Source organism: Pseudomonas sediminis (assembly GCF_002741105.1).
GTDB classification, from domain to species: domain Bacteria; phylum Pseudomonadota; class Gammaproteobacteria; order Pseudomonadales; family Pseudomonadaceae; genus Aquipseudomonas; species Aquipseudomonas sediminis.
Map to the genome: position 1 here is coordinate 42,886 of NZ_NIQU01000002.1, position 21,232 is coordinate 64,117.

21 protein-coding genes are annotated in these 21,232 nt (G+C 64.0%); 13 read left to right on the forward strand and 8 right to left on the reverse strand.

Annotated features, from left to right (window positions below; genetic code table 11):
- Positions 1–234: 234 nt before the first annotated feature.
- A complete protein-coding gene (locus CDO35_RS05740; protein ID WP_099523007.1) occupies positions 235–2,010 on the reverse strand; it encodes a methanol/ethanol family PQQ-dependent dehydrogenase in 1,776 nt (591 codons plus the stop codon).
- Between the two features lie 217 nt (positions 2,011–2,227).
- Here CDO35_RS05740 and CDO35_RS05745 point away from each other — a divergent pair, with 217 nt between their 5' ends.
- Positions 2,228–2,614, forward strand: coding sequence for a hypothetical protein (locus CDO35_RS05745; RefSeq protein ID WP_099523008.1), 387 nt, complete (start codon positions 2,228–2,230; stop codon positions 2,612–2,614).
- Between the two features lie 169 nt (positions 2,615–2,783).
- Here the strand turns inward: CDO35_RS05745 and CDO35_RS05750 are convergent, their stop codons facing one another.
- The 4 genes from CDO35_RS05750 to pedF all read right to left on the reverse strand — a co-directional run bounded on the left by CDO35_RS05750 (position 2,784) and on the right by pedF (position 6,044).
- The gene (locus tag CDO35_RS05750) at positions 2,784–3,713 is read right to left on the reverse strand and encodes a quinoprotein relay system zinc metallohydrolase 1 (RefSeq protein WP_099523009.1); all 930 of its coding nucleotides are present in this window, start codon (positions 3,711–3,713) and stop codon (positions 2,784–2,786) included.
- A gap of 119 nt (positions 3,714–3,832) precedes the next feature.
- Positions 3,833–4,582: a quinoprotein dehydrogenase-associated SoxYZ-like carrier gene (locus tag CDO35_RS05755; RefSeq protein ID WP_099523010.1), complete on the reverse strand. Its 750-nt coding sequence runs from the start codon at positions 4,580–4,582 to the stop codon at positions 3,833–3,835.
- A gap of 21 nt (positions 4,583–4,603) precedes the next feature.
- Entirely contained in the window at positions 4,604–5,476 is an 873-nt protein-coding gene (locus CDO35_RS05760) for a substrate-binding periplasmic protein (protein WP_099523608.1), read from the reverse strand.
- A 148-nt stretch (positions 5,477–5,624) separates the two neighbouring features.
- Positions 5,625–6,044: a cytochrome c-550 PedF gene (gene pedF / locus CDO35_RS05765; RefSeq protein WP_021490544.1), complete on the reverse strand. Its 420-nt coding sequence runs from the start codon at positions 6,042–6,044 to the stop codon at positions 5,625–5,627.
- A 329-nt stretch (positions 6,045–6,373) separates the two neighbouring features.
- Between pedF and exaA the strand changes: the two genes are divergently transcribed.
- The 4 genes from exaA (at position 6,374) to CDO35_RS05785 (ending at position 11,254) form a co-directional block, all read left to right on the forward strand.
- A complete protein-coding gene (gene exaA / locus CDO35_RS05770; RefSeq protein ID WP_099523011.1) occupies positions 6,374–8,236 on the forward strand; it encodes a quinoprotein ethanol dehydrogenase in 1,863 nt (620 codons plus the stop codon).
- 114 nt (positions 8,237–8,350) lie between these two features.
- Positions 8,351–9,010, forward strand: coding sequence for a pentapeptide repeat-containing protein (locus CDO35_RS05775; protein WP_099523012.1), 660 nt, complete (start codon positions 8,351–8,353; stop codon positions 9,008–9,010).
- Between the two features lie 517 nt (positions 9,011–9,527).
- On the forward strand, positions 9,528–9,956 hold the full coding sequence (locus CDO35_RS05780; RefSeq protein WP_099523013.1) for a DUF2231 domain-containing protein: 429 nt from the start codon (positions 9,528–9,530) through the stop codon (positions 9,954–9,956).
- Complete coding sequence (locus CDO35_RS05785) at positions 9,953–11,254, forward strand: PQQ-dependent sugar dehydrogenase (protein ID WP_099523014.1); 1,302 nt, start codon at positions 9,953–9,955, stop codon at positions 11,252–11,254. Before CDO35_RS05780 ends, CDO35_RS05785 begins: the two co-directional genes overlap by 4 nt.
- Positions 11,255–11,426: 172 nt before the next feature.
- On the opposite strand, the gene CDO35_RS05790 is transcribed toward CDO35_RS05785, so the two are convergent.
- Genes CDO35_RS05790 through CDO35_RS05800 form a run of 3 tightly spaced genes read right to left on the reverse strand, consistent with a single transcriptional unit; the run spans position 11,427 to position 13,790 of the window.
- The gene (locus CDO35_RS05790) at positions 11,427–12,077 is read right to left on the reverse strand and encodes a response regulator transcription factor (protein ID WP_099523015.1); all 651 of its coding nucleotides are present in this window, start codon (positions 12,075–12,077) and stop codon (positions 11,427–11,429) included.
- Positions 12,074–13,339, reverse strand: coding sequence for a sensor histidine kinase (locus CDO35_RS05795; protein WP_099523016.1), 1,266 nt, complete (start codon positions 13,337–13,339; stop codon positions 12,074–12,076). Before CDO35_RS05795 ends, CDO35_RS05790 begins: the two co-directional genes overlap by 4 nt.
- Before the next feature lie 13 nt (positions 13,340–13,352).
- On the reverse strand, positions 13,353–13,790 hold the full coding sequence (locus CDO35_RS05800; RefSeq protein ID WP_099523017.1) for a cupredoxin domain-containing protein: 438 nt from the start codon (positions 13,788–13,790) through the stop codon (positions 13,353–13,355).
- A gap of 249 nt (positions 13,791–14,039) precedes the next feature.
- Between CDO35_RS05800 and CDO35_RS05805 the strand changes: the two genes are divergently transcribed.
- The 8 genes from CDO35_RS05805 (at position 14,040) to CDO35_RS05840 (ending at position 21,146) form a co-directional block, all read left to right on the forward strand.
- On the forward strand, positions 14,040–14,999 hold the full coding sequence (locus CDO35_RS05805) for a tetratricopeptide repeat protein (protein ID WP_099523018.1): 960 nt from the start codon (positions 14,040–14,042) through the stop codon (positions 14,997–14,999).
- 121 nt (positions 15,000–15,120) lie between these two features.
- Positions 15,121–16,305, forward strand: a complete 1,185-nt coding sequence (locus CDO35_RS05810) for an ABC transporter substrate-binding protein (protein ID WP_099523019.1) — start codon at positions 15,121–15,123, stop codon at positions 16,303–16,305.
- A gap of 144 nt (positions 16,306–16,449) precedes the next feature.
- Positions 16,450–17,415, forward strand: coding sequence for a YVTN family beta-propeller repeat protein (locus tag CDO35_RS05815; RefSeq protein ID WP_099523020.1), 966 nt, complete (start codon positions 16,450–16,452; stop codon positions 17,413–17,415).
- Positions 17,412–18,272, forward strand: coding sequence for an ABC transporter ATP-binding protein (locus CDO35_RS05820; protein WP_099523021.1), 861 nt, complete (start codon positions 17,412–17,414; stop codon positions 18,270–18,272). Before CDO35_RS05815 ends, CDO35_RS05820 begins: the two co-directional genes overlap by 4 nt.
- The gene (locus tag CDO35_RS05825; RefSeq protein WP_099523022.1) at positions 18,269–19,060 is read left to right on the forward strand and encodes an ABC transporter permease; all 792 of its coding nucleotides are present in this window, start codon (positions 18,269–18,271) and stop codon (positions 19,058–19,060) included. Before CDO35_RS05820 ends, CDO35_RS05825 begins: the two co-directional genes overlap by 4 nt.
- A 247-nt stretch (positions 19,061–19,307) precedes the next feature.
- The gene (locus tag CDO35_RS05830) at positions 19,308–19,883 is read left to right on the forward strand and encodes a PQQ-dependent catabolism-associated CXXCW motif protein (RefSeq protein WP_099523023.1); all 576 of its coding nucleotides are present in this window, start codon (positions 19,308–19,310) and stop codon (positions 19,881–19,883) included.
- 23 nt (positions 19,884–19,906) lie between these two features.
- Positions 19,907–20,572 carry a response regulator gene (locus CDO35_RS05835; RefSeq protein WP_013716056.1) on the forward strand — a complete coding sequence of 222 codons (666 nt, stop codon included), beginning with the start codon at positions 19,907–19,909 and terminating at the stop codon, positions 20,570–20,572.
- A gap of 154 nt (positions 20,573–20,726) precedes the next feature.
- Positions 20,727–21,146, forward strand: coding sequence for a GNAT family acetyltransferase (locus CDO35_RS05840; RefSeq protein ID WP_099523024.1), 420 nt, complete (start codon positions 20,727–20,729; stop codon positions 21,144–21,146).
- The last annotated feature ends 86 nt before the right edge of the window (positions 21,147–21,232 follow it).

Consider the following 21,232-nt stretch of genomic DNA (forward strand, 5'->3'; position numbering starts at 1 on the left):
CATGGCACAGATCGCCTAGTCATTTGGTAGTAGAGCGGTCTGGCACGGGCCTTTGGCAGCGAGGTACAGGGCTATGGAAGCTAAAGGCTAGACCCGTTGGCCTGGTCTTGCGTTCCAAACCAGGAAATTTCGCCCGTGGCATTTCACAGCGGCTCGGCGCTGGCAGCGAGACGCCAGACACCGGAAACGACGATGGCCGGACAGAGTCCGGCCATCGTCTGACACCTCAAGCGATCAGCGCTTGGCCACCAGCTCCTTCGGCAGCTTGAAGGTCCACAGCATGCCGCCCTGGTTCAGGTGCTTGACGCGCTTGGCCACCTCACCGCCCCACAGCGGTACCGCACCGCCCCAGCCGGACAGCACGGAGACGTACTGCTCGCCGTCCATTTCCCAGGTTACCGGCGAGCCGATGACGCCCGAGCCGGTCTGGAATTCCCAGACTTTCTCACCGGTCTTGGCATTGAATGCCTGCAGGTAGCCTTCCGGATTGCCGGTGAACACCAGGTTGCCCTTGGTGGTCAGCACCCCGCCCCACAGCGGCGCGTAGTTCTTGTGGCGCCAGACTTCCTTGCCGGTCTTCGGGTCGATGGCGCGCAGCACGCCGATGTATTCCTCGTTGAGCGGCTTGATGGTGAAGCCGGCACCCAGGTAGGCGGCGCCCTTCTTGTAGGCGATGTCCTCGTTCCAGATGTCCATGCCCCACTCGTTGGACGGCACGTAGAACAGGCCGGTGTCCTGGCTGTAGGCCATGGGCATCCAGTTCTTCGCGCCGAGGAAGGCCGGTGCGGAGAACACGCTCGTGCCCTTCTCCTTCGCACTCGGCGAGCCAGGACGGTTGCTGTCGTCGTAGATCGGCCGGCCATTCTTGTCCAGGCCCTTGGCCCAGGTGATCTTGTCGACGAAGGGGAAGCCACGGATGAACTTGCCGTTGGTGCGATCGAGCACGTAGAAGAAGCCGTTACGGTCGGCGGTGGCTGCCGCCTTGATGGTCTTGCCACCTTCCTGATAGTCGAAGGAGATCAGCTCGTTGACGCCGTCGAAGTCCCAGCCATCGTGCGGCGTGGTCTGGAAGTGCCACTTGATGCTGCCGTCATCCGGATTCAGTGCCAGGCGCGAGGAGGAATAGAGGTTGTCGCCAGGACGCAGGTGCGAGTTCCACGGCGCCGGGTTGCCGGTACCGAAGAACAGCAGGTTGGTGTCGGCATCATAGTAGCCGCCGAGCCAGGGCGCGGCGCCGCCGGTTTTCCACAGGTCGCCCGGCCAGGTCTTGCCGGCCTCGCCACCACTGATGCCATTCTCGACAGCCTTGCCGTCCTTGTAGACGTAGCCCATGTGACCTTCGACGGTCGGGCGACTCCAGAGCAGCTCACCGTTCTTCGGATCGTAGGCTTCGATCTTGCCGACCACGCCGAACTCACCCCCGGAGACGCCAGTGATCAGCTTGCCGTTGACCACCAGCGGCGCCGCGGTGATGGAGTAACCCGCCTTGTGATCGGCGACGTTCTTGCGCCACACCACCTTGCCGGTGTCCTTGTTCAGCGCCACCAGCTTGGCGTCGAGGGTGCCGAAAATCACCAGATCGTCGTACAGGGCGACACCCCGGTTGATCACGTCGCAGCAGGGACGGATATCGTCCGGCAGGCGCGCTTCGTACTGCCACAGCTCACGCCCGGTGCGCGCATCGACGGCGAACACCCGCGAATAGGAAGCGGTGACGTACATCACGCCGTCCTTGATCAGCGGCTGCGCCTGCTGACCACGCTGCTTCTCACCACCGAAGGACATGGTCCAGACGGGGCGCAGTTCCTTGACGTTCTGCTCGTTGAGGATGTTCAGCGGGCTGTAACGCTGGCCCTGCAAGCCGAGGCCGTTGGTGACGATCTCGTCGGTGGTGGTGGCGTCCTTGAGAATCTCGGCGTCGGTGACCGCCAGCGCGGCGGCGGACGGCAACAGCATGGCGGCACAGAGTGCGGTGAGGAGGAAAGGCTGGCGAAGACCGGCGTGTTTCATTGCGGCTACCTCTGCGGGTTCATTGTTATTGCCGGGAAATTTTCCCGGTCTGCCGCAAATTCTTGGCTCACCCGGGCCACCCAACAATTGCACCCCCAGCCGATTTTCCTCGTTCCTTGGTAGCAATACCTGCTCCACAGGCCATGATGATGACGATTGCGGCGGCCCCGGCTTTGCCCGACACTTGGCCGCCCGCACATTCTGATCGGAGACGCCCGTGCCCCACCCTCGCCAGGAAATTCTCAACCATCCCGATGCAATGGACTGCACGGTCTATCGCCCGGACGAGCAGGACCCGGATGCCGAAGAGCAGGATCTGGGCGACGGCAAGGTGCTGATCACCGGTGCCTTCGAGCCGCCGCAGGATTGGGATGCGCACCAGCGCGAGGACTACTACGGCGAAGAAGACCCCACCCACTTCGTCAGCGCCCATATCGAATGCCTGGCCAAGCCGGCGACTCGGGATTTCTTCATGCCCGAGAGCGGTGACTATGTAGCCGTGCAGTCGAGCCAAGGCGAAGTGGTGATGTATTACGTCTACGACCACGAAGAGACCGAGCACGGCCGTCATTACGTGCTGATTCGTGACGACGAAGAGCTCTGATCGCTGAGAGTGGGAGGCGCTTCAGCGGCGACGCTTTTATACGCAAGTCGCGGCTAAAGCCCCTCCCACAGGGTATTTCCAGCACATGCTGGTGCGCGCGGCGCACCCTACCAAGCCGTGGCGACGTTCGCGTAGGGTGCGCCGCGCGCACCGATGACACCCCAGGCTTCTAATCCTGACGATCAACCCGCCCCATGGCGTTGCGCTCATAGCGCGGGTAGAGGTGGCTAACACTGCGGATCAGCTCATAGCGCGACAGATTGACCTGAGCGAAGCGCTCGGGGATCGGCGCACGAATCAGTTCGTTCATCTCCGCGCCCTGCTCTGCCCCCTGACGCAGCAAGCCATCGAGCCAGCCCAGGTAGTCACGCATCTGCACGAACGGCGCCGCATCAGTGGTCACCGGGCCATGGCCGGGCACGATCTGCTTCCATGGCATTGCTTCGAGTCGATCCAGATCAGCCAGCCACACATCCAGCCCGGGACTGTTCGGCGTGGTCAGCGCACGCTGATAGAACAGGATATCGCCGGCGAACAGCACGCCCGTGCGCTCATCCAGAATCGCCAGGTCGGCGCCGGTATGCCCCCGTAGCGCCAGCAGTTGCAGGCGCGTGCCGCCAATTTCCAGCGTGCCTTCCTGCACCTCCTCGGTGGGCAACACCACTTCGGTGCCGCGCATCCAGTCGCCGACCAGGCGGTACATGTTCTCCGCCATGGCGTCGCCCTGTTCGGCCAGCAACCGGGTGGTCTCGGGCAATGCCGCGATGGGCACCCCGGCGAAAGCCTGGTTGCCCAGCACATGATCGGGGTGATGGTGAGTCAGCAACACGCGCAGCACCGGTTTGCCGGTGGTTTGCTCGATGCTCTGGCGCAGCGCCTCGCCGTAGCGCCGTGAAGGACCGGTGTCGATCACCACCACACCGTCTGCGGTTTCGATGAAGCCGATGTTGACGATATTGCCGCCGTTTTCCGCCGCGAAATTATCGGTACTGCCCTCCAGCAACCAGACGCCATCGGCGATCTGCCGGGGTTGCAGGTGGTAGTCGAGCGCGTGAGCAAACCCGGTACCGAGAGCCAGCAGAAACAGTATCCAGCGCATGCTTTTCTCCTCGAAATACACCTGAGCTGCGAGCTTCGCCCCGAGGCGGGGCTCCTACAGACAGGGCGAGCGCTGCTGCCTACTGTGGGAACTGCTCCCCGCGGCGAATAGAAACGTCGTCAGAACGCGGCCTGGAATTCGTTGCCGTTGTTGTCGCGCAGCCACAACTCGGTCTGCTGATCGCCGCGTAGGTCTAAGGTCAGCGTCGGGTTCTCGCTGACCGCAGGGAACAACTCGATGCGTCCCAACACCTGGCCATCGGCATCGCGCAGCTCGGCCTGCTCGATGTAGAACTCGGGGATGCCGCCGACCAGGCCGTTGTCCATCGGGTGCGACACCTGCAGGCGCAGGCGGCTGTCCTCACCACGTTCGAAGCGCTTGCCCAGCACCTGGCCCAGTCGCTCCTCCCAGCCGGCCTCGGCGCGCACCACGCTGGGCGCAGTACAGCCGCCACCCGCCGCCTCGACGCGGGCCGAACCGATATGCCAGACGCCATCGTCGGTGAGCACTGCCGCGCGAATCGGCGTGGCCTGCTCGACCCGAATGCGAATGGCCAGGCTCGGCTCCAGATGCTCGCCGGGGGCGAAATCGAGAATACGCGGGATCGGGTTGAGTTCGGCCCAGGCCAGAATGCGCTTGACCTTGCCGCGGTAGGCGCTGGCGTCGATCTGGATCGGCACCTGGCGCGCATCCTCGGCGAATGGCGGCACCTCTAGACGAACCTTGTCGTCGAAGACGAAAGCCTCACCGTTGAGCAGACGCTGATGGTAGTAATCCCACATCACCGAGGTGACCGGATCGGGCGCGGCGGCCCGCGCTTCCCAGGCCCAGGCAAACAGGGCCAGCAATATCAGGCTACGCCAATCCATCGCCCACCTCCGGCTCGACTCTTATTGGTATTGTTCCGGCTTCTCGTAGCGCAGCCCGTAGCGCGCGTACAGGCGCTCGAGTGAGCCGTCGAGGATCATGTTTTCCAGCTGTTCTTCCAGGGCATAGGCCAATTGCCGATTGGTTTCGTGCACCGCCATGCCGATTTCCCAGATCTGCCGGCCCATGTCCGGGTAGGCGTTCTCGGCCAGCGCCAGTTGTGGGTCATCGGCCTCATGCACCAGCCAGTCCACCTCGCCACGCAGCGCCATCACCGCATCCACTTCACCACCCTGCATGGCCGCAAAGGCCAGCTTCGGTGTTGGGTAATGGCGGGTTTCCTGGCTGAGCATGCCGCCCTGCACCGAGCTCAGGTAGAACGAGGGCACACTCTCGACTTCGACGCCGACTGGATGCTGGCGCAACGCAACGATGCTCGGCACCTCGGGCAGACGCCGACGATCGAACGCCAGTTGCCAGCGCTCACGCTGATAGGGGCCAAACATCACCACGAGTTCGTTGACCAGCTCGCCCAGCTCGTTGCGCATCTGCGCGTAGTCGCGGTCGTATGGCACACGCAGCATCACATCGGCCAGTTGGCCCTGCGCGGTCACCCGGCCACGCCAGATGTAGTCACGCAGGTCGTCGTCAAGCTTTTCGCCTGGCGGCGCCCACATCACTTCAAGCTTCAGCCCAAGCCCTTCAGCCAGCGCCTTGGCCAGCTCGTAATCGACGCCACGCGGCTGACCGTCCTGCTCGTAGCTGTAGGGCGGGAAGTTCTGGTACAGCGCCACGCGCAGGGTGCCCGACTCGGTGATGCGGTCGAAGTCGCGCACCTGGGCCTGAGCGATGCCCAGGCCAAGCAGCAGGCCACACAGGAGGATCAGCAGGCGCATGACGCGAGCGCTCATGAAGAAATCGTCGCGAGCGATGGCAGGTCGCGCTTCGCCGGAGCACAGCAAGCGGAATGTATTGAAATACATGAGCATTGCGAGCACCGCCGAAACGCGAGATGCCGAGCGCAGCAGATTTATCATCAAGCGCTTACTCCTCGACGTGCACGCTCTCCAGGTAGCTACGCACCGCCCACAGTGCTTCCTGGCTCAGGAAGTCGGCCATCTTCGGCATGTACACGCGCCCATCGCGCACCGCGCCGTTGATTACCCGCTCCTTGAACCATTCGTCACCACTGGCGCCCAGTTCCAGCATCCGCAGGTCGGGGGCGATACCGCCGGACTTGGCTTCCAGGCCGTGGCAGGCGGCGCAGTTCTGGTTGTAGGCCGAGGAGCCAATCTCGATGGCCCGCGGGTTGTCGCGATAGGGGTTCTCGTCCAGCCATTCCTCACCCAGCGGTTCCAGGCCATCAGTGTTCACCGCCTGCGGTACCACATCGCCGTGCGCCCAAAGGTTGGTCGATGCGGCGAGCAACAGCAGCGCCAGGGTGGATTGGATCTTCTTGTTCATGGCTAGGACCTCATCTAATGCACGCAAGACAGCCCATACAGAGCTCGTGGCGACCATCTTAGAAAGGCCGTGCAAAGCGCCGAATGCTGCTTTGGTGGTCGCGTTCTAGTCCCTTGGTAGTAGGGCTTGTGAGGGGGTGTTGGCGATGCCTTGGCAGCAAGGCCAAGTCATGGGCCGACCGGGAAATCCTCCCGGCAAAGGCGGGAGTTTTTCCGTAGGCGCGAAGGTGGCCGGGTACCACCATCGGCTTGCCTCTGCTGGACATCCCTGGAACCCAGTTTTCGCGGTGTCACTGCAGCGACCTACCACCTCCAATGGGAAGCACAACGATGACAACAAGAAACCTACCCAGCACCCCGCGCCCTCTGGCGCTTGCCCTGATGTTGGCCGGCGGCCTGGCGCTGAGCCAGGGCGCGTTCGCCAAGCCGGTCACCTGGGAAGACATCGCCAACGACCACACCACCACCAGCAACGTGCTGCAGTACGGCATGGGCACCAACGCCCAGCGCTGGAGCCCGCTGGCTCAGGTGAACGCCGAAAACGTGTTCAAGCTGACCCCGGCCTGGAGCTACTCCTTCGGTGACGAGAAGCAGCGCGGCCAGGAGTCCCAGGCCATCATCCACGACGGCGTGGTCTACGTGACCGGCTCCTACTCGCGCGTCTTCGCTCTCGACGCGAAAACCGGCAAGCGCCTGTGGACCTACAGCCACCGCCTGCCCGACGACATCCGCCCGTGCTGCGACGTGGTAAACCGTGGCGCCGCCATCTACGGCGACAAGATCTACTTCGGCACCCTCGACGCCCGCGTCGTGGCGCTGAACAAGGACACCGGCAAGGTGGTGTGGAACAAGAAGTTCGGCGATCACTCCGCCGGCTACACCATGACCGGCGCGCCGACCATCGTGAAGGACGGCAAAAGCGGCAAGGTACTGCTGATCCATGGCAGCTCCGGTGACGAGTTCGGCGTGGTCGGCCGCCTGTTCGCCCGCGACCCGGACACCGGCGAAGAAGTGTGGATGCGCCCCTTCGTCGAAGGCCACATGGGCCGCCTGAACGGCAAGGACAGCACCCCGACCGGCGACATCAAGGCGCCGAGCTGGCCGGATGATCCCAACCACCCGACCGGCAAGAAGGAAGCCTGGAGCCAGGGCGGCGGTGCGCCGTGGCAGAGCGCCAGTTTCGATGCCGAGACCAACACCATCATCATCGGCGCCGGCAACCCGGCCCCGTGGAACGGCTGGGCACGCACCAGCGACGGCGGCAATCCCAAGGACTACGACAGCCTGTACACCTCCGGCCAGGTCGGCGTCGACCCGACCACCGGCGAAGTGAAGTGGTTCTACCAGCACACCCCGAACGATGCCTGGGACTTCTCCGGCAACAACGAGCTGGTGCTGTTCGACTACAAGGACAAGGACGGCAAGGTCACCAAGGCCACCGCCCACGCCGACCGCAACGGTTTCTTCTACGTGGTCGACCGCGCCAACGGCAAGCTGAAGAACGCCTTCCCCTTCGTCGACAAGATCACCTGGGCCAGCCATATCGACCTGGAAACCGGTCGCCCGGTCGAAAACGAAGGCCAGCGCCCGCCGAAGCCCAAGCCCGGCGAAAGCAAGGGTGAAGTGGTCGAAGTCTCCCCGCCGTTCCTCGGCGGCAAGAACTGGAACCCGATGGCCTACAGCCAGGACACCGGCCTGTTCTACGTCCCGGCCAACCACTGGAAAGAGGACTACTGGGCCGAAGAAGCGCATTACAAGAAAGGCTCCGCCTACCTGGGTATGGGCTTCCGCATCAAGCGCCTGTTCGACGACCACGTCGGCATCCTGCGGGCGATGAACCCGACCACCGGCAAGGTCGCCTGGGAACACAAGGAGCGCCTGCCGCTGTGGGCCGGCGTACTCGCCACCAAGGGCAACCTGGTGTTTACCGGCACCGGCGACGGCTACTTCAAGGCCTTCGATGCCAAGAACGGCAAGGAGCTGTGGAAGTTCCAGGTAGGCACCGGGATCATCTCCCCGCCCGTCACCTGGGAGCAGGACGGTGAGCAGTACATCGGCGTGACCGCCGGTTACGGCGGCGCCGTGCCGCTGTGGGGCGGCGACATGGCCGACCTGACCAAACCGGTCGCCCAGGGCGGTTCCTTCTGGGTGTTCAAGCTGCCGAGCTGGGACAAGGCCAGCGCCCAACGCTAAAGGCCCAACGCATGGCGCACCTGAGTGCGCCATGCGCCTTTGCCTGTAGGAGCGGCTGGGCGGCATTCCGTTTCAGCCGCGAAGCGAACCAGGCCATCACCCCGAGGACTCAACATGAACTACCTGCCCCTGCTTATCCCGGTCCTGCTACTGGTAATCGGCAGCCACGCCATCGGCGCCGAAACCCAGACCGACGGCGTGCCGCAGATCAACGGTTGCCGCATCGAACCCGACAGCAAATGCCCCAACGCCAACCTGCGCGGCGCCGACCTGCGCAACCTCGACATGCGCCGCATGGACCTGTCCGGTGCCGACCTTTCCGGCGCCGACCTGCGCCATGTCAATCTCGACCTGGCCAACCTGGAGAAAGCCAAGCTGCGTGGCGCCAACCTGACCCGTGCCAGCCTGCAACAAAGCAACCTTCGCCTGGCCGACTTGTCCGGCGCCAGCCTGGTGGCCATCAGTGGCTGGGCCCTGTTCGCCCAGGCTGCGCAATTCGAAGGCGCCGACATGCGCGCCGCCAACCTGGAATTCGCCCGCCTCTCCGGCGCCAAGCTGCACAACGTCCAGCTGCAGGCCGCCAACCTGGAAATGACCTGGCTGAGCAAGGCCGACCTAAAGGGTGCACATATGGAAGATGCCAACCTGCAGGAAGTGAAACTCAGCGGCTCCAACCTGGAGAACGCCAACCTCACCGGCGCCCGCACCCGCTTCGGCAACTTCCAGGACGCCAACATGCCCGGCTGCGTGCAATGCCCCAAAGGGTGGGATTGAGCCCGCTCGCAAACACCCACACCCCGTAAGAGCGGCTGGGCGGCACTGCGCTTCAGTCGCGATGCGCGCCTTAACATCGCGGCTAAAGCCGCTCCTACAGGTCGGCTGCAACATTAGGCTACAGGCTGCTCTTGTGGGAGGGGCTTTAGCCGCGACTGGCGCCTCCCAAGGTTAGCTTCGTAGCCCGATAAATCCGGGAGCAGTATGTATGCGGTCCCCGGATTTCATCCGGACTACACGCCAATGCCGATCAAATAAGCCTCCAGACCGCTTCCCGTAGGAGCCCCGCCCCGTGGCGAAGCGCTTCGAGTGCCCGTCGTACGGGTTCGCGGCGGGGCGCCGCTCCTACATCATCCGAGCGCCAGGCTATACAGCTCTCATCGTGGGCCTCGCCCATCTGACTTGGTGCAAAAACAACCTGAACCATGCCCACCCAGGGCAATCCCTTCTTAGGAACAGCCAGATCGAGGCGGCAGCATCCAGGCCGTCATCAGTCATTGCCCAAGAGGGATCTGCCGTGACCACCACCACTGCAACTTCACACGTCTACCCCAACGTTCTCAGCCCTTTGCACGCCACCCTGCTGTGCGGCCAGGTGCCGCTGTTTCTCGGCGCCCTGATGGCTGATATCGCCTACTACCGCAGCTACCAGATCCAGTGGAGCAACTTCGCCTCCTGGCTGATCGCCGGTGCTCTGGTATTCGCCGGTCTGGCGATGCTGTTCGCCCTGGTCGGGCTATTTCGTCGACGCAATCCGCGCCCGCTCACCTACTTCCTGCTGCTTCTGGTTACCTGGGTGCTGGGCTTCATCAATGCGCTGGAGCACGCCAAGGACGCCTGGGCCGTGATGCCCATGGGCCTGGCCCTGTCGGTGATCGTCACCTTGCTGGCCATTGCCGCCACCTGGGTCGGTATGGCCCAGCCACGCACAGGAGATGCCCGATGAAAACCGCCATCGCACTCACCGCCCTGCCCCTCGCCCTGCTGTTGACCGCCTGCGGCGAAGAGCCCGGCAGCAACCAGCAGTTCTACGGCGCCCAGCCGGACCTGCCCTCCCCCGAACGCGGCATCCTGCCAAGCATGACCATTGCCGAACCGACGCCATGGGATGATCAACGACCCACCGTGCCCGAAGGCTTCAGCGTCACTGCCATCGCCACCGACCTGAAGATTCCTCGGCAAACCCTGGTGCTACCCAACGGCGACATCCTCGTTGCCGAGGGCCGTGGCGGTAACGCAGCCAAGCTCAAGCCCAAGGACGTGATCGCCGGTGTGATCAAGGCACGTGGCAACACCTCGGTGGACAGCGGCAACCGCCTGACCCTGCTGCGCGACGCCGATGGCGACGGCAGCTACGAGCTGCAGACGGTGTTCGCCGACGACCTCAACGCGCCCTACGGCCTGGCCCTGCACGAAGGCAACCTGTACGTGGCCAACCAGGACGAGCTGGTGCGCTTCGACTACGAAGAAGGCCAGACCAAGGCCAGCGGCCCGCCGAGCAAGGTCGCCGACCTGCCATCTGAGATCAATCACCACTGGACCAAGGCGCTGACCATCAGCGAGGACGGCCGCTACCTGTACGTTGGCATCGGCTCCAACAGCAACATCACCGAGCGCGGCATGGAGGCCGAAGTCGACCGCGCCCTGGTCTGGCAGGTGGACGCCGAAACCGGCGCCTATAAGCCCTACGCCACCGGCCTGCGCAACCCCACCGCGCTGGCCATCCAACCGGGCACCGGCACCCTGTGGGCGGTGGTCAACGAGCGTGACGAACTGGGCGAAGACCTGGTGCCCGACTACCTGACCTCGGTGCAGGAAGGCGGCTTCTACGGCTGGCCCTACAGCTACTTCGGCCAACACGTCGACCCACGGGTGAAACCACAGGATGATGAAAAGGTGGCCAGCGCCATCGTTCCCGACTACGCCCTCGGCGCCCACGTCGCGGCGCTGGGCCTGGACTTCTCCAGCGAAGTGATGGGCGAGCAATATGCCGACGGCGTATTTATCGGCGAGCACGGCAGCTGGAACCGCAAGAACCCGGTGGGCTACAAGGTGATCTTCGTGCCCTTCGAAAACGGCCGCCCTGCAGGCGACCCCATCGACTTCGTCACTGGCTTTCGCACCGAAGACGGCAAGACCCGCGGCCGCCCGGTGGGCGTAACGGTCGATCCGAGCGGCGCACTGATCGTGGCGGATGATCTGGCCAATACGGTTTGGCGGGTGGTGCGAGAAGGTAGCGAGTGAGGCTAAGCAAGCGGTCACACCTATCGCCTATGGCTCCCACGCTCCGCGTGGGAGCTAGCCTGCGGCGCTCTGCGTCGCCTGCGAATTCAGTTGCGCCTCGCCAGTGGAGGCGGAGCGTCAAGAGCTGCATACCACGCGATAAAAGCAGCCCAGTGAGCCAACCATTGCGGCCTCAGGCACTCTCCAACCCCACCCTTACCACCCCACTATCAATCGCCAAATGCACCAGCTCCGCCTGCGAGGCGATTTGCAGTTTGTTCTTTACCAGGGTCTGGTAGTTGGACAGGGTCTTGGCGCTGATGCACAGCTTCTCGGCGATCTGCCGGGGTGGCAGGCCGCGGGCGAGCATGACGAAGATTTCGAACTCGCGCTGGGTCAGTTCGCGCAAGCGCGGGTCGAGGCCATCGCTGCTGGCGGGGTTGCAGGCCAGTTGGGTGGCCAGTTGCTGTTCGATATAGGCGTGGCCGGCGGCGGTGCGTTTGACCGCCTCCACCAGCACTTCCGGCGAGGAGTTCTTGGTCAGGTAGCCGATGGCGCCGGCGTCCAAGGCCTGGCGTACCAGGGGCAGTTCGTCGTGCATGGTGAAGAACAGCACGCGCAGTTGCGGCAGGCGCTGGCGCAGGCGGCGGGTGGTTTCCAGACCACTGATGCCGGGCAGGCCGATGTCCATGATCACCAGGTTGGGAATCTCTTCCTGTACCCGCTGCAACGCCTGTTCACCATCACAGGCCTCGCGCAGTTGCACGTCTGGCAACAGGGCGCGCAGCAGGCTGGCGTAACCCTGGCGTACCACTGCGTGGTCATCTACCAGCAGAATCTTCATGACGTTGCCTCCAGGGGAATATTCAGACACAGCGCCCAGCCGGCTTGCGGTCGACTGTGCAAGCGCAATTCGCCGCCGAGGCTGCGGCTGCGTTCGCGCATCGAGCGCAGGCCGATGCCGGGGCGCAGCGGCAGCGCGGTGCCCTGGCCGTTGTCGCGCACCAGCAGACGCAGCCCTTGGCCGCGGCGTTGCAGGCGAATATGTACTTCGCTGGCATCGGCATGGCGGGCGACATTGGTCAGCGCCTCCTGCACCAGGCGATAGAGATGGGCCTTGCTCGCCAGCGGCAGGCTCGGCAGTTGTTCGCTCAGTTGCAGTCGGCAGCGAATGCCTTGTGCCTGCTGCCAGTCGGCGGCCAGTTGCTGCAGTGCCGGGCCGAGTTCCAGACGCTCCAGCACCACCGGGTAGAGGTCGCGGATCAGGCTGCGAAAGCCCTGCTGCAGGCGCTCGCAGTTGTCGTCGAGCAGGCGCGCGGTGTCCTGCACCTGCTGCGACCGGTCGGCAATCACCTGGAGCAGGCAAGCCTGGGCGCGAATGCCGCTGAGGTATTGACCGAGGTCGTCGTGCAAGGTCTGGCCGAGGCGCGTGCGCTCGCGCTCCTGCAACTCCAGCAGCGCCTGGGTCAGCTCGGCGTTGTCCGCCTGCACCTGCTGCAGGGTGATGGCCATCTCGTTGAAGTGCGCCGCCAGGTGCTTGGCCTCGGCCAGGCCGTGGTCGTGCAAACGGGTATCGAAGTGACCGGCGCCGACTTCGCGCAGACCGGCGAGCAACTCGTCCAACACGCGCCGAGCCCGGTTTACGGCGAAGCGGATGGTGAGCAGGCTGAGGATCAGGGCGAAGGCGCTAAGCAGTAGCAGTTGCAGCAGCGAGTCGTAGATTTCCTCGATCTCGTCATAGGGGTCGAGAGCGATACGCAACTCGCGGCCATCTTCCAGCGGCCAGGCATCGGCCACCAGTGAAGCCGAGCCCAGCAGGCGCTCGGCGATCCAGTGCTCGATGAGGCTTTCGGTCTGCTGCTCGGGCTCTTCACCCGGACGCAGCCAGCTCACGCGGATATGTCGCAGGTTCTCGGTCAGCTCCGGGCGTAGGCTGCCGGGGTTGCTGCGCGCCACTTCACCGAGGTATTCCACCACCGCTTCGGCGGCCTGCAGCTCGCGCTGCACATCGTGGCTGGCCTGGCGCAACAGCAGCGCCAGCCCGGCCAGGGTCACCAGCCCGAACATCAGGCTGACGCCGAGGTTGATACGGCCTAGGGCAGTCATCTGCTTGGCCGCGCTATTTGACGACGAAGTAACCGAGCATGCCCTTGCCTTCCAGGCCCTTGGCATAGAAGCGGTATTTGCCCGGCTTGACCGGCAGGAAGAAGATCTCCGCCTCGCCAGCCTCTTCGAACTCCAGTTCAGTGAGGGTGACCGCCTTGATCTCCACACCACCCGCTTCGACCTTGCGCAGGTAGATGGAAGTGGCGAACTCCGGCGCCTGGAAGGCGTATTCCTTCTGCCCGCTGGCGATGATCTTGAGCTGGTAGGCCTGGCCGGTTTCCAGCTGGTATTCGGTCTGCGACATGAAGTAGTCGCTGTCGTCATTACCCAGCACCAGATCAGGCAATGCCACCGGGCGGCGGGTCATATCACCGGCGGCGTGCAGCTGATCGACACCGAGCAGGCTGATGATCAGCAACAGCGGCAGTAGCAGAGCCTTGAAAATACGCATGGCGTTCACCTGTTCTTGTTATTGGACGTTGACTGCCATGCTAGGAAGTAACGCCTTGCGCCGGGTTACTACCTTGGTACTGACGCGCTGGTACTTTGGGCATATTTCCCGGCAGCTGCGGGCTGACTGCCTAGCACGACCGCCCTACCCGCCACCATTGGTGCATCCATTCGCCACCATCGAGTTAGATACCCCACGCACTGGGCTTGCTAGCCTCCATTGCCCACGTCTAACCACTGGAGTATCACCATGCGTCAACTTGCCGGCCTGTTGCTGGGCGCGCTGTTGAGTACGCCGCTGAGCGCCAGCGACGACGAACAGACGCGCATTGCTCGCGAGATGATCCAGGTGCTGGACGCTTACGCGGTGTACAAAATGGGCGACTTCGACGAAGCCTTCGAGCGCTATCGCCGGCTCGCCGAAGCCGGTAACCGCCAGGGCATGCTCAACCTGGGCAACATGCACGCCGCAGGTCTCGGTACCAGGACCGATCTGGGGCAGGCGTTGAGCTGGTACCAACGCGCAGCTGATGCGGGCGACGCTATCGGCATGTATGAAGTGGCCCGCGCCCACGACATCGGGCTCGGTACGCCAGCTAACCCCGACGAGGCGCTACGCTGGTATCAGCGTGCCGCCGAGCAGGACAACGCCGACGCCCAGTGGGCGCTGGGCGAGCGCCTTTACCAGCAGGGCCAGCACGCCAATGGCCTGAGCTGGATTCGCGCTGCGGCCAGGCAAGGCGAACATGCGCAGGCCCAGCAATTTCTTGCCGCGCTGGACGGTGATGGCGTTGCCGCCATCCAACCCAATAACGAACAACGCCAAGCGGTACTGGCCGCACTCAGCCTGATCGACCAGGCGGCGCAGCGCCGTGACGTCGACGCGCTGGTGGCGTTGATCCGCGATGACGCCCAAATACAGGTGCGCCTCCCGCAGTCACGTAGCTGGCAAGCGTTGAGCAAGGCGCAGCTGCGTACATTGTGGCAACAAACATTCGCCCAGACAGATCGCTATCACTACCAACGTAACGAACCAGAACTGCTGAGTACTGATGATGGGATCCTGGCCTTCTCGCTGATTCGCGAAACGCTGGCACGCGGCGAACGTACGCAGCAGCTGGAAATCCACGAGAGCGCCCGACTGCAGCTCCTTGAGGGCAGGGCAAGCATCTACGGTCTGCGCCTGGATATCCGCCAGCGGGGCGAGTGAGCACGATACACCGCCACCCTGAAGAGCTACTACCTTCGTACGTGTCCGGCGCTACCTTGGGCATATTTCCCGAGCCGTAAGCGCTTCCTATGCTGGCGACACCCTTTGCAGGAGTCGTCCCATGCACCGGATCAGTTGCCGCTTGTTGTTCTGCCTCGCTGCCACATTCAGCTTGGTGGCCGAAGCCAGCGCGAACGAGCTGCAGGTGCACATCGGCTACCTGGCTCATCAACCACCACGCGGGCCATTGCTGTCCAACGTCATCCCCGAACCGCTGGACGCCGGCCGCCGAGGCGCGGAGCTGGCGATCATCGATAGCAACAGCACCGGGCGCTTCCTCAAGCAGAAGTTCGAACTGCAAAGCGCCGAGAGCGAGGATGCAACGGAGCTGCTCGCCGCCGCCGAACAACAGCATCAGGCCGGCATTCGCCTGTTCGTAGTCAATGCCCCGGCCGCTACCCTGCGCCAGCTCAGCGAGCGCCTGCCGGACAGCCTGCTGCTCAACGCCGGCAGCGCCGACGACGGCCTGCGCCGCGAGCAATGCCTGGGCAACGTGCTGCACACCCTGCCCAGCCGCGCCATGCTGGCCGACGCCCTGGCGCAGTTCCTCGCCGTGCGCAAATGGACACGCTGGCTGCTGGTCACCGGCAGCACCGAGGACGACATCGCCTACGCCGACGCGCTCAAGCGCGCCGCGAAACGTTTCGGCCACAAGATCGTCGCCGAAAAGCCTTGGAGCTTCGACAACGACCAACGCCGCAGCGCCCAGGCGGAAATGCCGTTGTTCACCCAGGCCAGCGAATACGACGTGGTGCTGGTGGCCGACGAGCGCGGCGACTTCGGTGAATACCTGCCCTACAACACCTGGTACCCGCGCCCGGTGGCCGGAACCCAGGGCCTGACCCCGACTGCCTGGCACAAAACGGTGGAAACCTTTGGCGCCGCGCAGTTGCAGAAACGCTTCGAGGAGCTGGCCGGACGCTGGATGAACGACCGCGACTTCGCCGCCTGGATGGCCGTGCGCAGCTTGGCCACGGCCATCACCAAGCAGCGCACCGCCGAGCCGCAGGGCATTCGCCATCTGCTGCTGAACGAACAACTGCCGCTGGACGGCTTCAAGGGCCGCAAGTTGAGCTTCCGCCCTTGGAACGGCGAGCTGCGCCAACCGATTCCGCTGGTACACCCGCGCGCCCTGGTCAGCACCTCGCCGCAGGATGGTTTTCTCCATCCCAGCAACGAAATGGACAGCCTCGGCTATGACCGGCCCGAGGTTGGCTGTGATCTGGCGGGGACGCCTCACGGATAGCATCTGTGGGAGGCGCTTCAGCGGCGACTGTCGCGGCTACGACTGCAGGCATGCAGGAGGTAGAGCGAAGCAGGATGCCCGAGCCGAAAGCCCCTCCCACAAAAAGCAACGGCTACCAACAACTACAACAAGAGGATCAACCCCATGCACCTGACCCGTCTTGCCTGCGCCGTCGCCTTCGGCCTGGTCTGCCACTCGGCCTTCGCCGCCACTGCCTACGTGTCCAACGAGAAGGATGACAGCATCAGCGTCATCGACCTCGACAGCCTGGAAGTCACCGCCACTCTCGATGTCGGCATGCGCCCGCGTGGGCTGCTGCTGTCCTCCGACAATAAGCTCTTGTACATCTGCGCCAGCGACTCGGACCGCGTACAGGTGATGGACCTGGCCACGCGCAAGATCATCAAGGAGCTGCCCTCCGGCGCCGACCCCGAGCAGTTCGCCCTGCACCCCAACGATCGTTGGCTGTACATCTCCAACGAGGATGATGCGCTGGTAACGGTTGTCGACACCCAGAGCGACGAAGTGCTGGCGCAGATCGAAGTCGGCGTGGAGCCGGAGGGCATGGCGGTGAGCCCCGACGGCAAGTGGGCGGTCAATACCAGCGAAACCACCAACATGCTGCACTGGATCGACACCAGCACCAATCAACTGGTAGACAACACCCTGGTCGACCAGCGCCCGCGTCACGTCGAGTTCGACAAGGACGGCAAGCGTCTGTGGGCCTCGGCCGAGATCGGCGGCACGGTGACGGTGCTGGACGTCGACTCGCGCCAGGTGCTCAAGGTGCTCAACTTCGCCATCAAGGGCGTGCACCAGGACAAGGTGCAACCGGTCGGGGTCAAGCTGACCGACGACGGCAAGTACGCCTTCGTCGCCCTCGGCCCGGCCAACCATGTGGCCGTGGTGGATGCCAAGACCTACGAGATTCTCGACTACCTGCTGGTGGGCCGGCGCGTCTGGCACCTGGCGTTCACCCCGGATCAGAAGCGCCTGCTGACTACCAACGGCGTCAGCGGCGACGTATCGGTGATCGACGTCGATACGCTCAAGGTGACCAAGTCGATCAAGGTTGGCCGCTATCCCTGGGGCGTGGTGGTGACGCCATGAATGCGCTGGAGGTGAGCGGCGTCGGTTTCGCCTATGGCGCCCGCCAGGCGCTCAATGACCTGGCCTTCGAGCTGGCGCCGGGGCGCTTCGGTGCCCTGCTCGGCCCCAACGGCGCCGGCAAGTCCACGCTGATCGCCCTGCTCACCCGCCTGTACGACCTGCAGCAGGGCGACATTCGCATCTTCGGCCATAGCCTGCGCGAGCAGCCGCGCCAGGCGTTGCGCCAGCTCGGCGTGGTATTCCAGCAGAGCACGCTGGATCTCGACCTCTCGGTGCAGCAGAACCTCGCCTATCATGCCGCGCTGCACGGCATGCCTCGTCGCGAGGCGCAGGCACGCATCGACGAGGAGCTGTTGCGCCAGGATCTCGCCGAACGTCGTCACGACAAGGTGCGCACGCTCAACGGCGGCCACCGCCGCCGCGTGGAAATTGCCCGCGCCCTGCTACACCAGCCACGCCTGCTGCTGCTCGACGAAGCCAGTGCCGGGCTCGACCCGGCAAGCCGCCTGGCGCTGGGCCGGCACGTGCGCAATCTGTGCCGTGAGCAAGGCCTGTGCGTGTTGTGGACGACCCACCTGCTGGATGAGATCGAGCCCAGCGACGACCTGCTGATCCTCCATCGCGGCGCGCGCGTGGCCTGGGGCAAGGCCAGCCAGTTCGGCGACGACCTGACCATCAGCTTCGCCCGCCTCACCGGTGACGAGGCGCTAGGCCGTGGCCATGTGCGTGAGGCGCTGCGGCCCAGTTGTGGGAGGGGCTTCAGCCGCGACATCCACAATATCGAAGAGCTCGCGGCTAAAGCCCCTCCCACTCAGTCCACACCACCCACAGATTCTGCAAAGGGGCCGCAACCATGAGCGCCTATTGGGAATGCCTACGTGGCATCGTCCTGCGCGAATGGCTGCGTTTCGTGCTGCAGCGCTCACGCTTTCTCAGCGCCCTGGTGCGCCCGTTGCTGTGGCTGCTGGTGTTCGCCGCTGGCTTTCGCGCCGCGCTGGGCATCGCCATCATCGAGCCGTACGACACCTACATCACCTACGACACCTACATCGTGCCGGGCCTGGCCTGCATGATCCTGCTGTTCAACGGCATGCAGGGCTCGCTGTCGATGGTCTACGACCGCGAGATGGGCAGCATGCGTGTGCTGCTCACCAGCCCGCTGCCGCGCGCCTTTTTGCTGGCGGCCAAGCTGCTGGCCACGGCGCTGATCTCGCTGCTACAGGTCTATGCCTTCCTCGCTATCGCCTGGGTCTATGGCGTGCAGCCACCGGCGTGGGGTCTGCTCGCCGCACTGCCGGCACTACTGTTGGTGGCGCTGCTGCTCAGTGCGTTGGGCTTGCTGCTGTCCAACGGCATTCGGCAGCTGGAGAACTTCGCGGGGGTGATGAATTTCGTCATCTTCCCCATTTTCTTCCTGTCGTCGGCGCTGTACCCGCTGTGGAAGATGCGCGAGTCCAGCGAGTGGCTGTACTGGCTGTGCGCGGCCAACCCCTTCACCCATGCGGTGGAGTTGGTGCGAAATGCGCTGTACCTGCGCCTGCATGTCGAGGCGCTGCTGATCTGCGCCGGCCTCACCGTGCTGCTGACACTGCTCGCCGTAGTCAGCTTCAATCCGCAACATGCTGCGCTGCGCAAGGCGGGTTGACCAATAGGGAATCTCCCCGTAGGGCGGACTCAGGAGCGAAGCGAACAGTCCGCCGTTCTTCGTAGACTCACGAATTCGATGGCGTACTGCTTCCCGAGCGGCCGGCGCACCGGGACGCCCTACGTTGCATGCAAGGCGCACCGACCTCTTCTACTACTTTGGTACTGGTTTTCCTCTCCAACGTAGAATTCCCAAGCCCGCGACCATGGCCTGTAATACCGCTACAAAAATAAGTAGAGACCTTGCCATGAAGTACCGTCTGCCCGTGCAAGCAGGCCTGATGCTCGCCTCCCTTCTGTTGGTCTGCGTCGTGCGTGCCGAAGAGCTGTTCGATGCCGACGGCTATCGCAGCAGCCAGTACCGCAGCCCCACGCCTTCCAGTCTGGAAGGCGTACAGATCGTCGATACTCCCGCCCTGCAGAAGCTGCTTGCCGAGCGCCCGGATACCCGCCTGATCGATGTTTATCGACGCCCCTTCGTGCAAGACCGCTTCGTCGAGGACGCGCCCCACGCCAACCTGCCCGGCAGCCTGTGGCTGGCCAACGTCGGCGACGGCAACCTGGCCCCACAATGGCAGCGCTACTTCACCCACTACCTGCACCAGCAGAGCCGTGGCGACGTGCGCCAGCCCTTCGTATTCTACTGCCGCTCCGACTGCTGGCTGAGCTGGAACGCCGCGCGTCGCGCCAATGCCATGGGCTATCGCCAGCTCTACTGGTACCGTGACGGCGTCGATGCCTGGGAACAGGCCGGCCTGCCCCTGGTACCCGCAAAACCCGCCGAACTGCCTGCTGCTTTCCTCACGCCCACTGCCACACCATAATCACAACAACGAGGTGCAAGGCCATGTACAAGATCCTGATTGCCGACGACCATCCGCTGTTTCGTGAAGCCATCCATAACGTCATCGCCGACGGGTTTCCCGGCAGCGAGATCATGGAAACCGCCGACCTGGACAGCGCCCTGGAGCTGACCCAGAGCCACGACGATCTGGACCTGATCCTGCTCGACCTGAACATGCCCGGCATGCACGGCCTGGGCGGGCTGATGAACCTACGCAACGAGGCGCCAACCATCCCGGTGGTGATCGTTTCCGCCGAGCAGGACAAGCAGATCGTGCTGCAGGCCATCACCTATGGCGCTGTGGGTTTCATCACCAAGTCCTCGCCACGGGCACAGATGACCGAGGCCATCGCACAGATTCTCGACGGCAACGTCTACCTGCCGCCGGACATCATCCGTTCGCAGAAGAGCGGCAGCTCGCGACAGCACCACGACAACCACAGCATCGCCCCGGAACTGCTGCAAGCCCTGACGCGCAAGCAACTGCTGGTGCTCGAGCGCATGACCAAGGGCGAGTCGAACAAGCAGATCGCCTACAGCCTGGATATCGCTGAAACCACGGTCAAAGCACACGTCTCGGCCATTCTGCGCAAGCTCAACGTGCATAACCGCGTGCAGGCGATTCTCTCGGCGGGCGATATCGATTTCGCCTCCTATCTGCGGCGCTAGCATCCGACAGGTTAGCTGTCGTTCCCGCGCAGGCGGGAAGCCAGCACTCAAGAAGCATCTCGGCTCCCGCCTTCGCGGGAGTGACGAACGAGGTTGTCCTGACTCCCGTCATCAAGCCGTGCTAAAACGGCGGCCTCACCGATTGGAGTCCACCATGCACATCCGCCCTTTCCGGCTCGCTGACGAAGCCGCCGTCATTGATCTCTGGCAACGCTGCGACCTGACCCGCCCGTGGAACGACCCGCACAAGGACATCCAGCGCAAGCTCACGGTGCAGCCCGAGCTGTTTGTGGTGGGTGAGATCGACGGCAAGCTGGTGGCCTCGGCCATGGCCGGTTATGAAGGCCACCGCGGCTGGGTCAACTACCTGGCGGTGTGCCCGGAGCAACGCCAGCAGGGCCTGGCCCGTCAGTTGATGGCGTATATAGAAGAGCAGTTGCTGGCCATGGGTTGTCCCAAGCTCAGCCTGCAGGTGCGCGACACCAACACGGCGGCATTGGCCTTCTACGAGCGGCTTGGCTACAAGATCGACGCCTCGGTCAGCCTGGGCAAACGCCTGATCGCGGATGACTGACGAGGCGCCCTTATCGTAGCCCGGATGAAATCCGGGGTAGAACGGCGTGATCGTTCCCGGATTGCATCCGGGCTACGGGCTCGCCT

Bases quoted from the DNA above. Each gene is read 5' to 3' on its own strand.
- CDO35_RS05740 (WP_099523007.1), bottom strand. From the start codon at position 2,010: ATGAAACACGCCGGTCTTCGCCAGCCTTTCCTCCTCACCGCACTCTGT.
- CDO35_RS05750 (WP_099523009.1), bottom strand. From the start codon at position 3,713: ATGCGCTGGATACTGTTTCTGCTGGCTCTCGGTACCGGGTTTGCTCAC.
- CDO35_RS05755 (WP_099523010.1), bottom strand. From the start codon at position 4,582: ATGGATTGGCGTAGCCTGATATTGCTGGCCCTGTTTGCCTGGGCCTGG.
- CDO35_RS05760 (WP_099523608.1), bottom strand. From the start codon at position 5,476: ATGCGCCTGCTGATCCTCCTGTGTGGCCTGCTGCTTGGCCTGGGCATC.
- pedF (WP_021490544.1), bottom strand. From the start codon at position 6,044: ATGAACAAGAAGATCCAATCCACCCTGGCGCTGCTGTTGCTCGCCGCA.
- exaA (WP_099523011.1), top strand. From the start codon at position 6,374: ATGACAACAAGAAACCTACCCAGCACCCCGCGCCCTCTGGCGCTTGCC.
- CDO35_RS05775 (WP_099523012.1), top strand. From the start codon at position 8,351: ATGAACTACCTGCCCCTGCTTATCCCGGTCCTGCTACTGGTAATCGGC.
- CDO35_RS05785 (WP_099523014.1), top strand. From the start codon at position 9,953: ATGAAAACCGCCATCGCACTCACCGCCCTGCCCCTCGCCCTGCTGTTG.
- CDO35_RS05790 (WP_099523015.1), bottom strand. From the start codon at position 12,077: ATGAAGATTCTGCTGGTAGATGACCACGCAGTGGTACGCCAGGGTTAC.
- CDO35_RS05795 (WP_099523016.1), bottom strand. From the start codon at position 13,339: ATGACTGCCCTAGGCCGTATCAACCTCGGCGTCAGCCTGATGTTCGGG.
- CDO35_RS05800 (WP_099523017.1), bottom strand. From the start codon at position 13,790: ATGCGTATTTTCAAGGCTCTGCTACTGCCGCTGTTGCTGATCATCAGC.
- CDO35_RS05805 (WP_099523018.1), top strand. From the start codon at position 14,040: ATGCGTCAACTTGCCGGCCTGTTGCTGGGCGCGCTGTTGAGTACGCCG.
- CDO35_RS05810 (WP_099523019.1), top strand. From the start codon at position 15,121: ATGCACCGGATCAGTTGCCGCTTGTTGTTCTGCCTCGCTGCCACATTC.
- CDO35_RS05815 (WP_099523020.1), top strand. From the start codon at position 16,450: ATGCACCTGACCCGTCTTGCCTGCGCCGTCGCCTTCGGCCTGGTCTGC.
- CDO35_RS05820 (WP_099523021.1), top strand. From the start codon at position 17,412: ATGAATGCGCTGGAGGTGAGCGGCGTCGGTTTCGCCTATGGCGCCCGC.
- CDO35_RS05825 (WP_099523022.1), top strand. From the start codon at position 18,269: ATGAGCGCCTATTGGGAATGCCTACGTGGCATCGTCCTGCGCGAATGG.
- CDO35_RS05830 (WP_099523023.1), top strand. From the start codon at position 19,308: ATGAAGTACCGTCTGCCCGTGCAAGCAGGCCTGATGCTCGCCTCCCTT.
- CDO35_RS05835 (WP_013716056.1), top strand. From the start codon at position 19,907: ATGTACAAGATCCTGATTGCCGACGACCATCCGCTGTTTCGTGAAGCC.
- CDO35_RS05840 (WP_099523024.1), top strand. From the start codon at position 20,727: ATGCACATCCGCCCTTTCCGGCTCGCTGACGAAGCCGCCGTCATTGAT.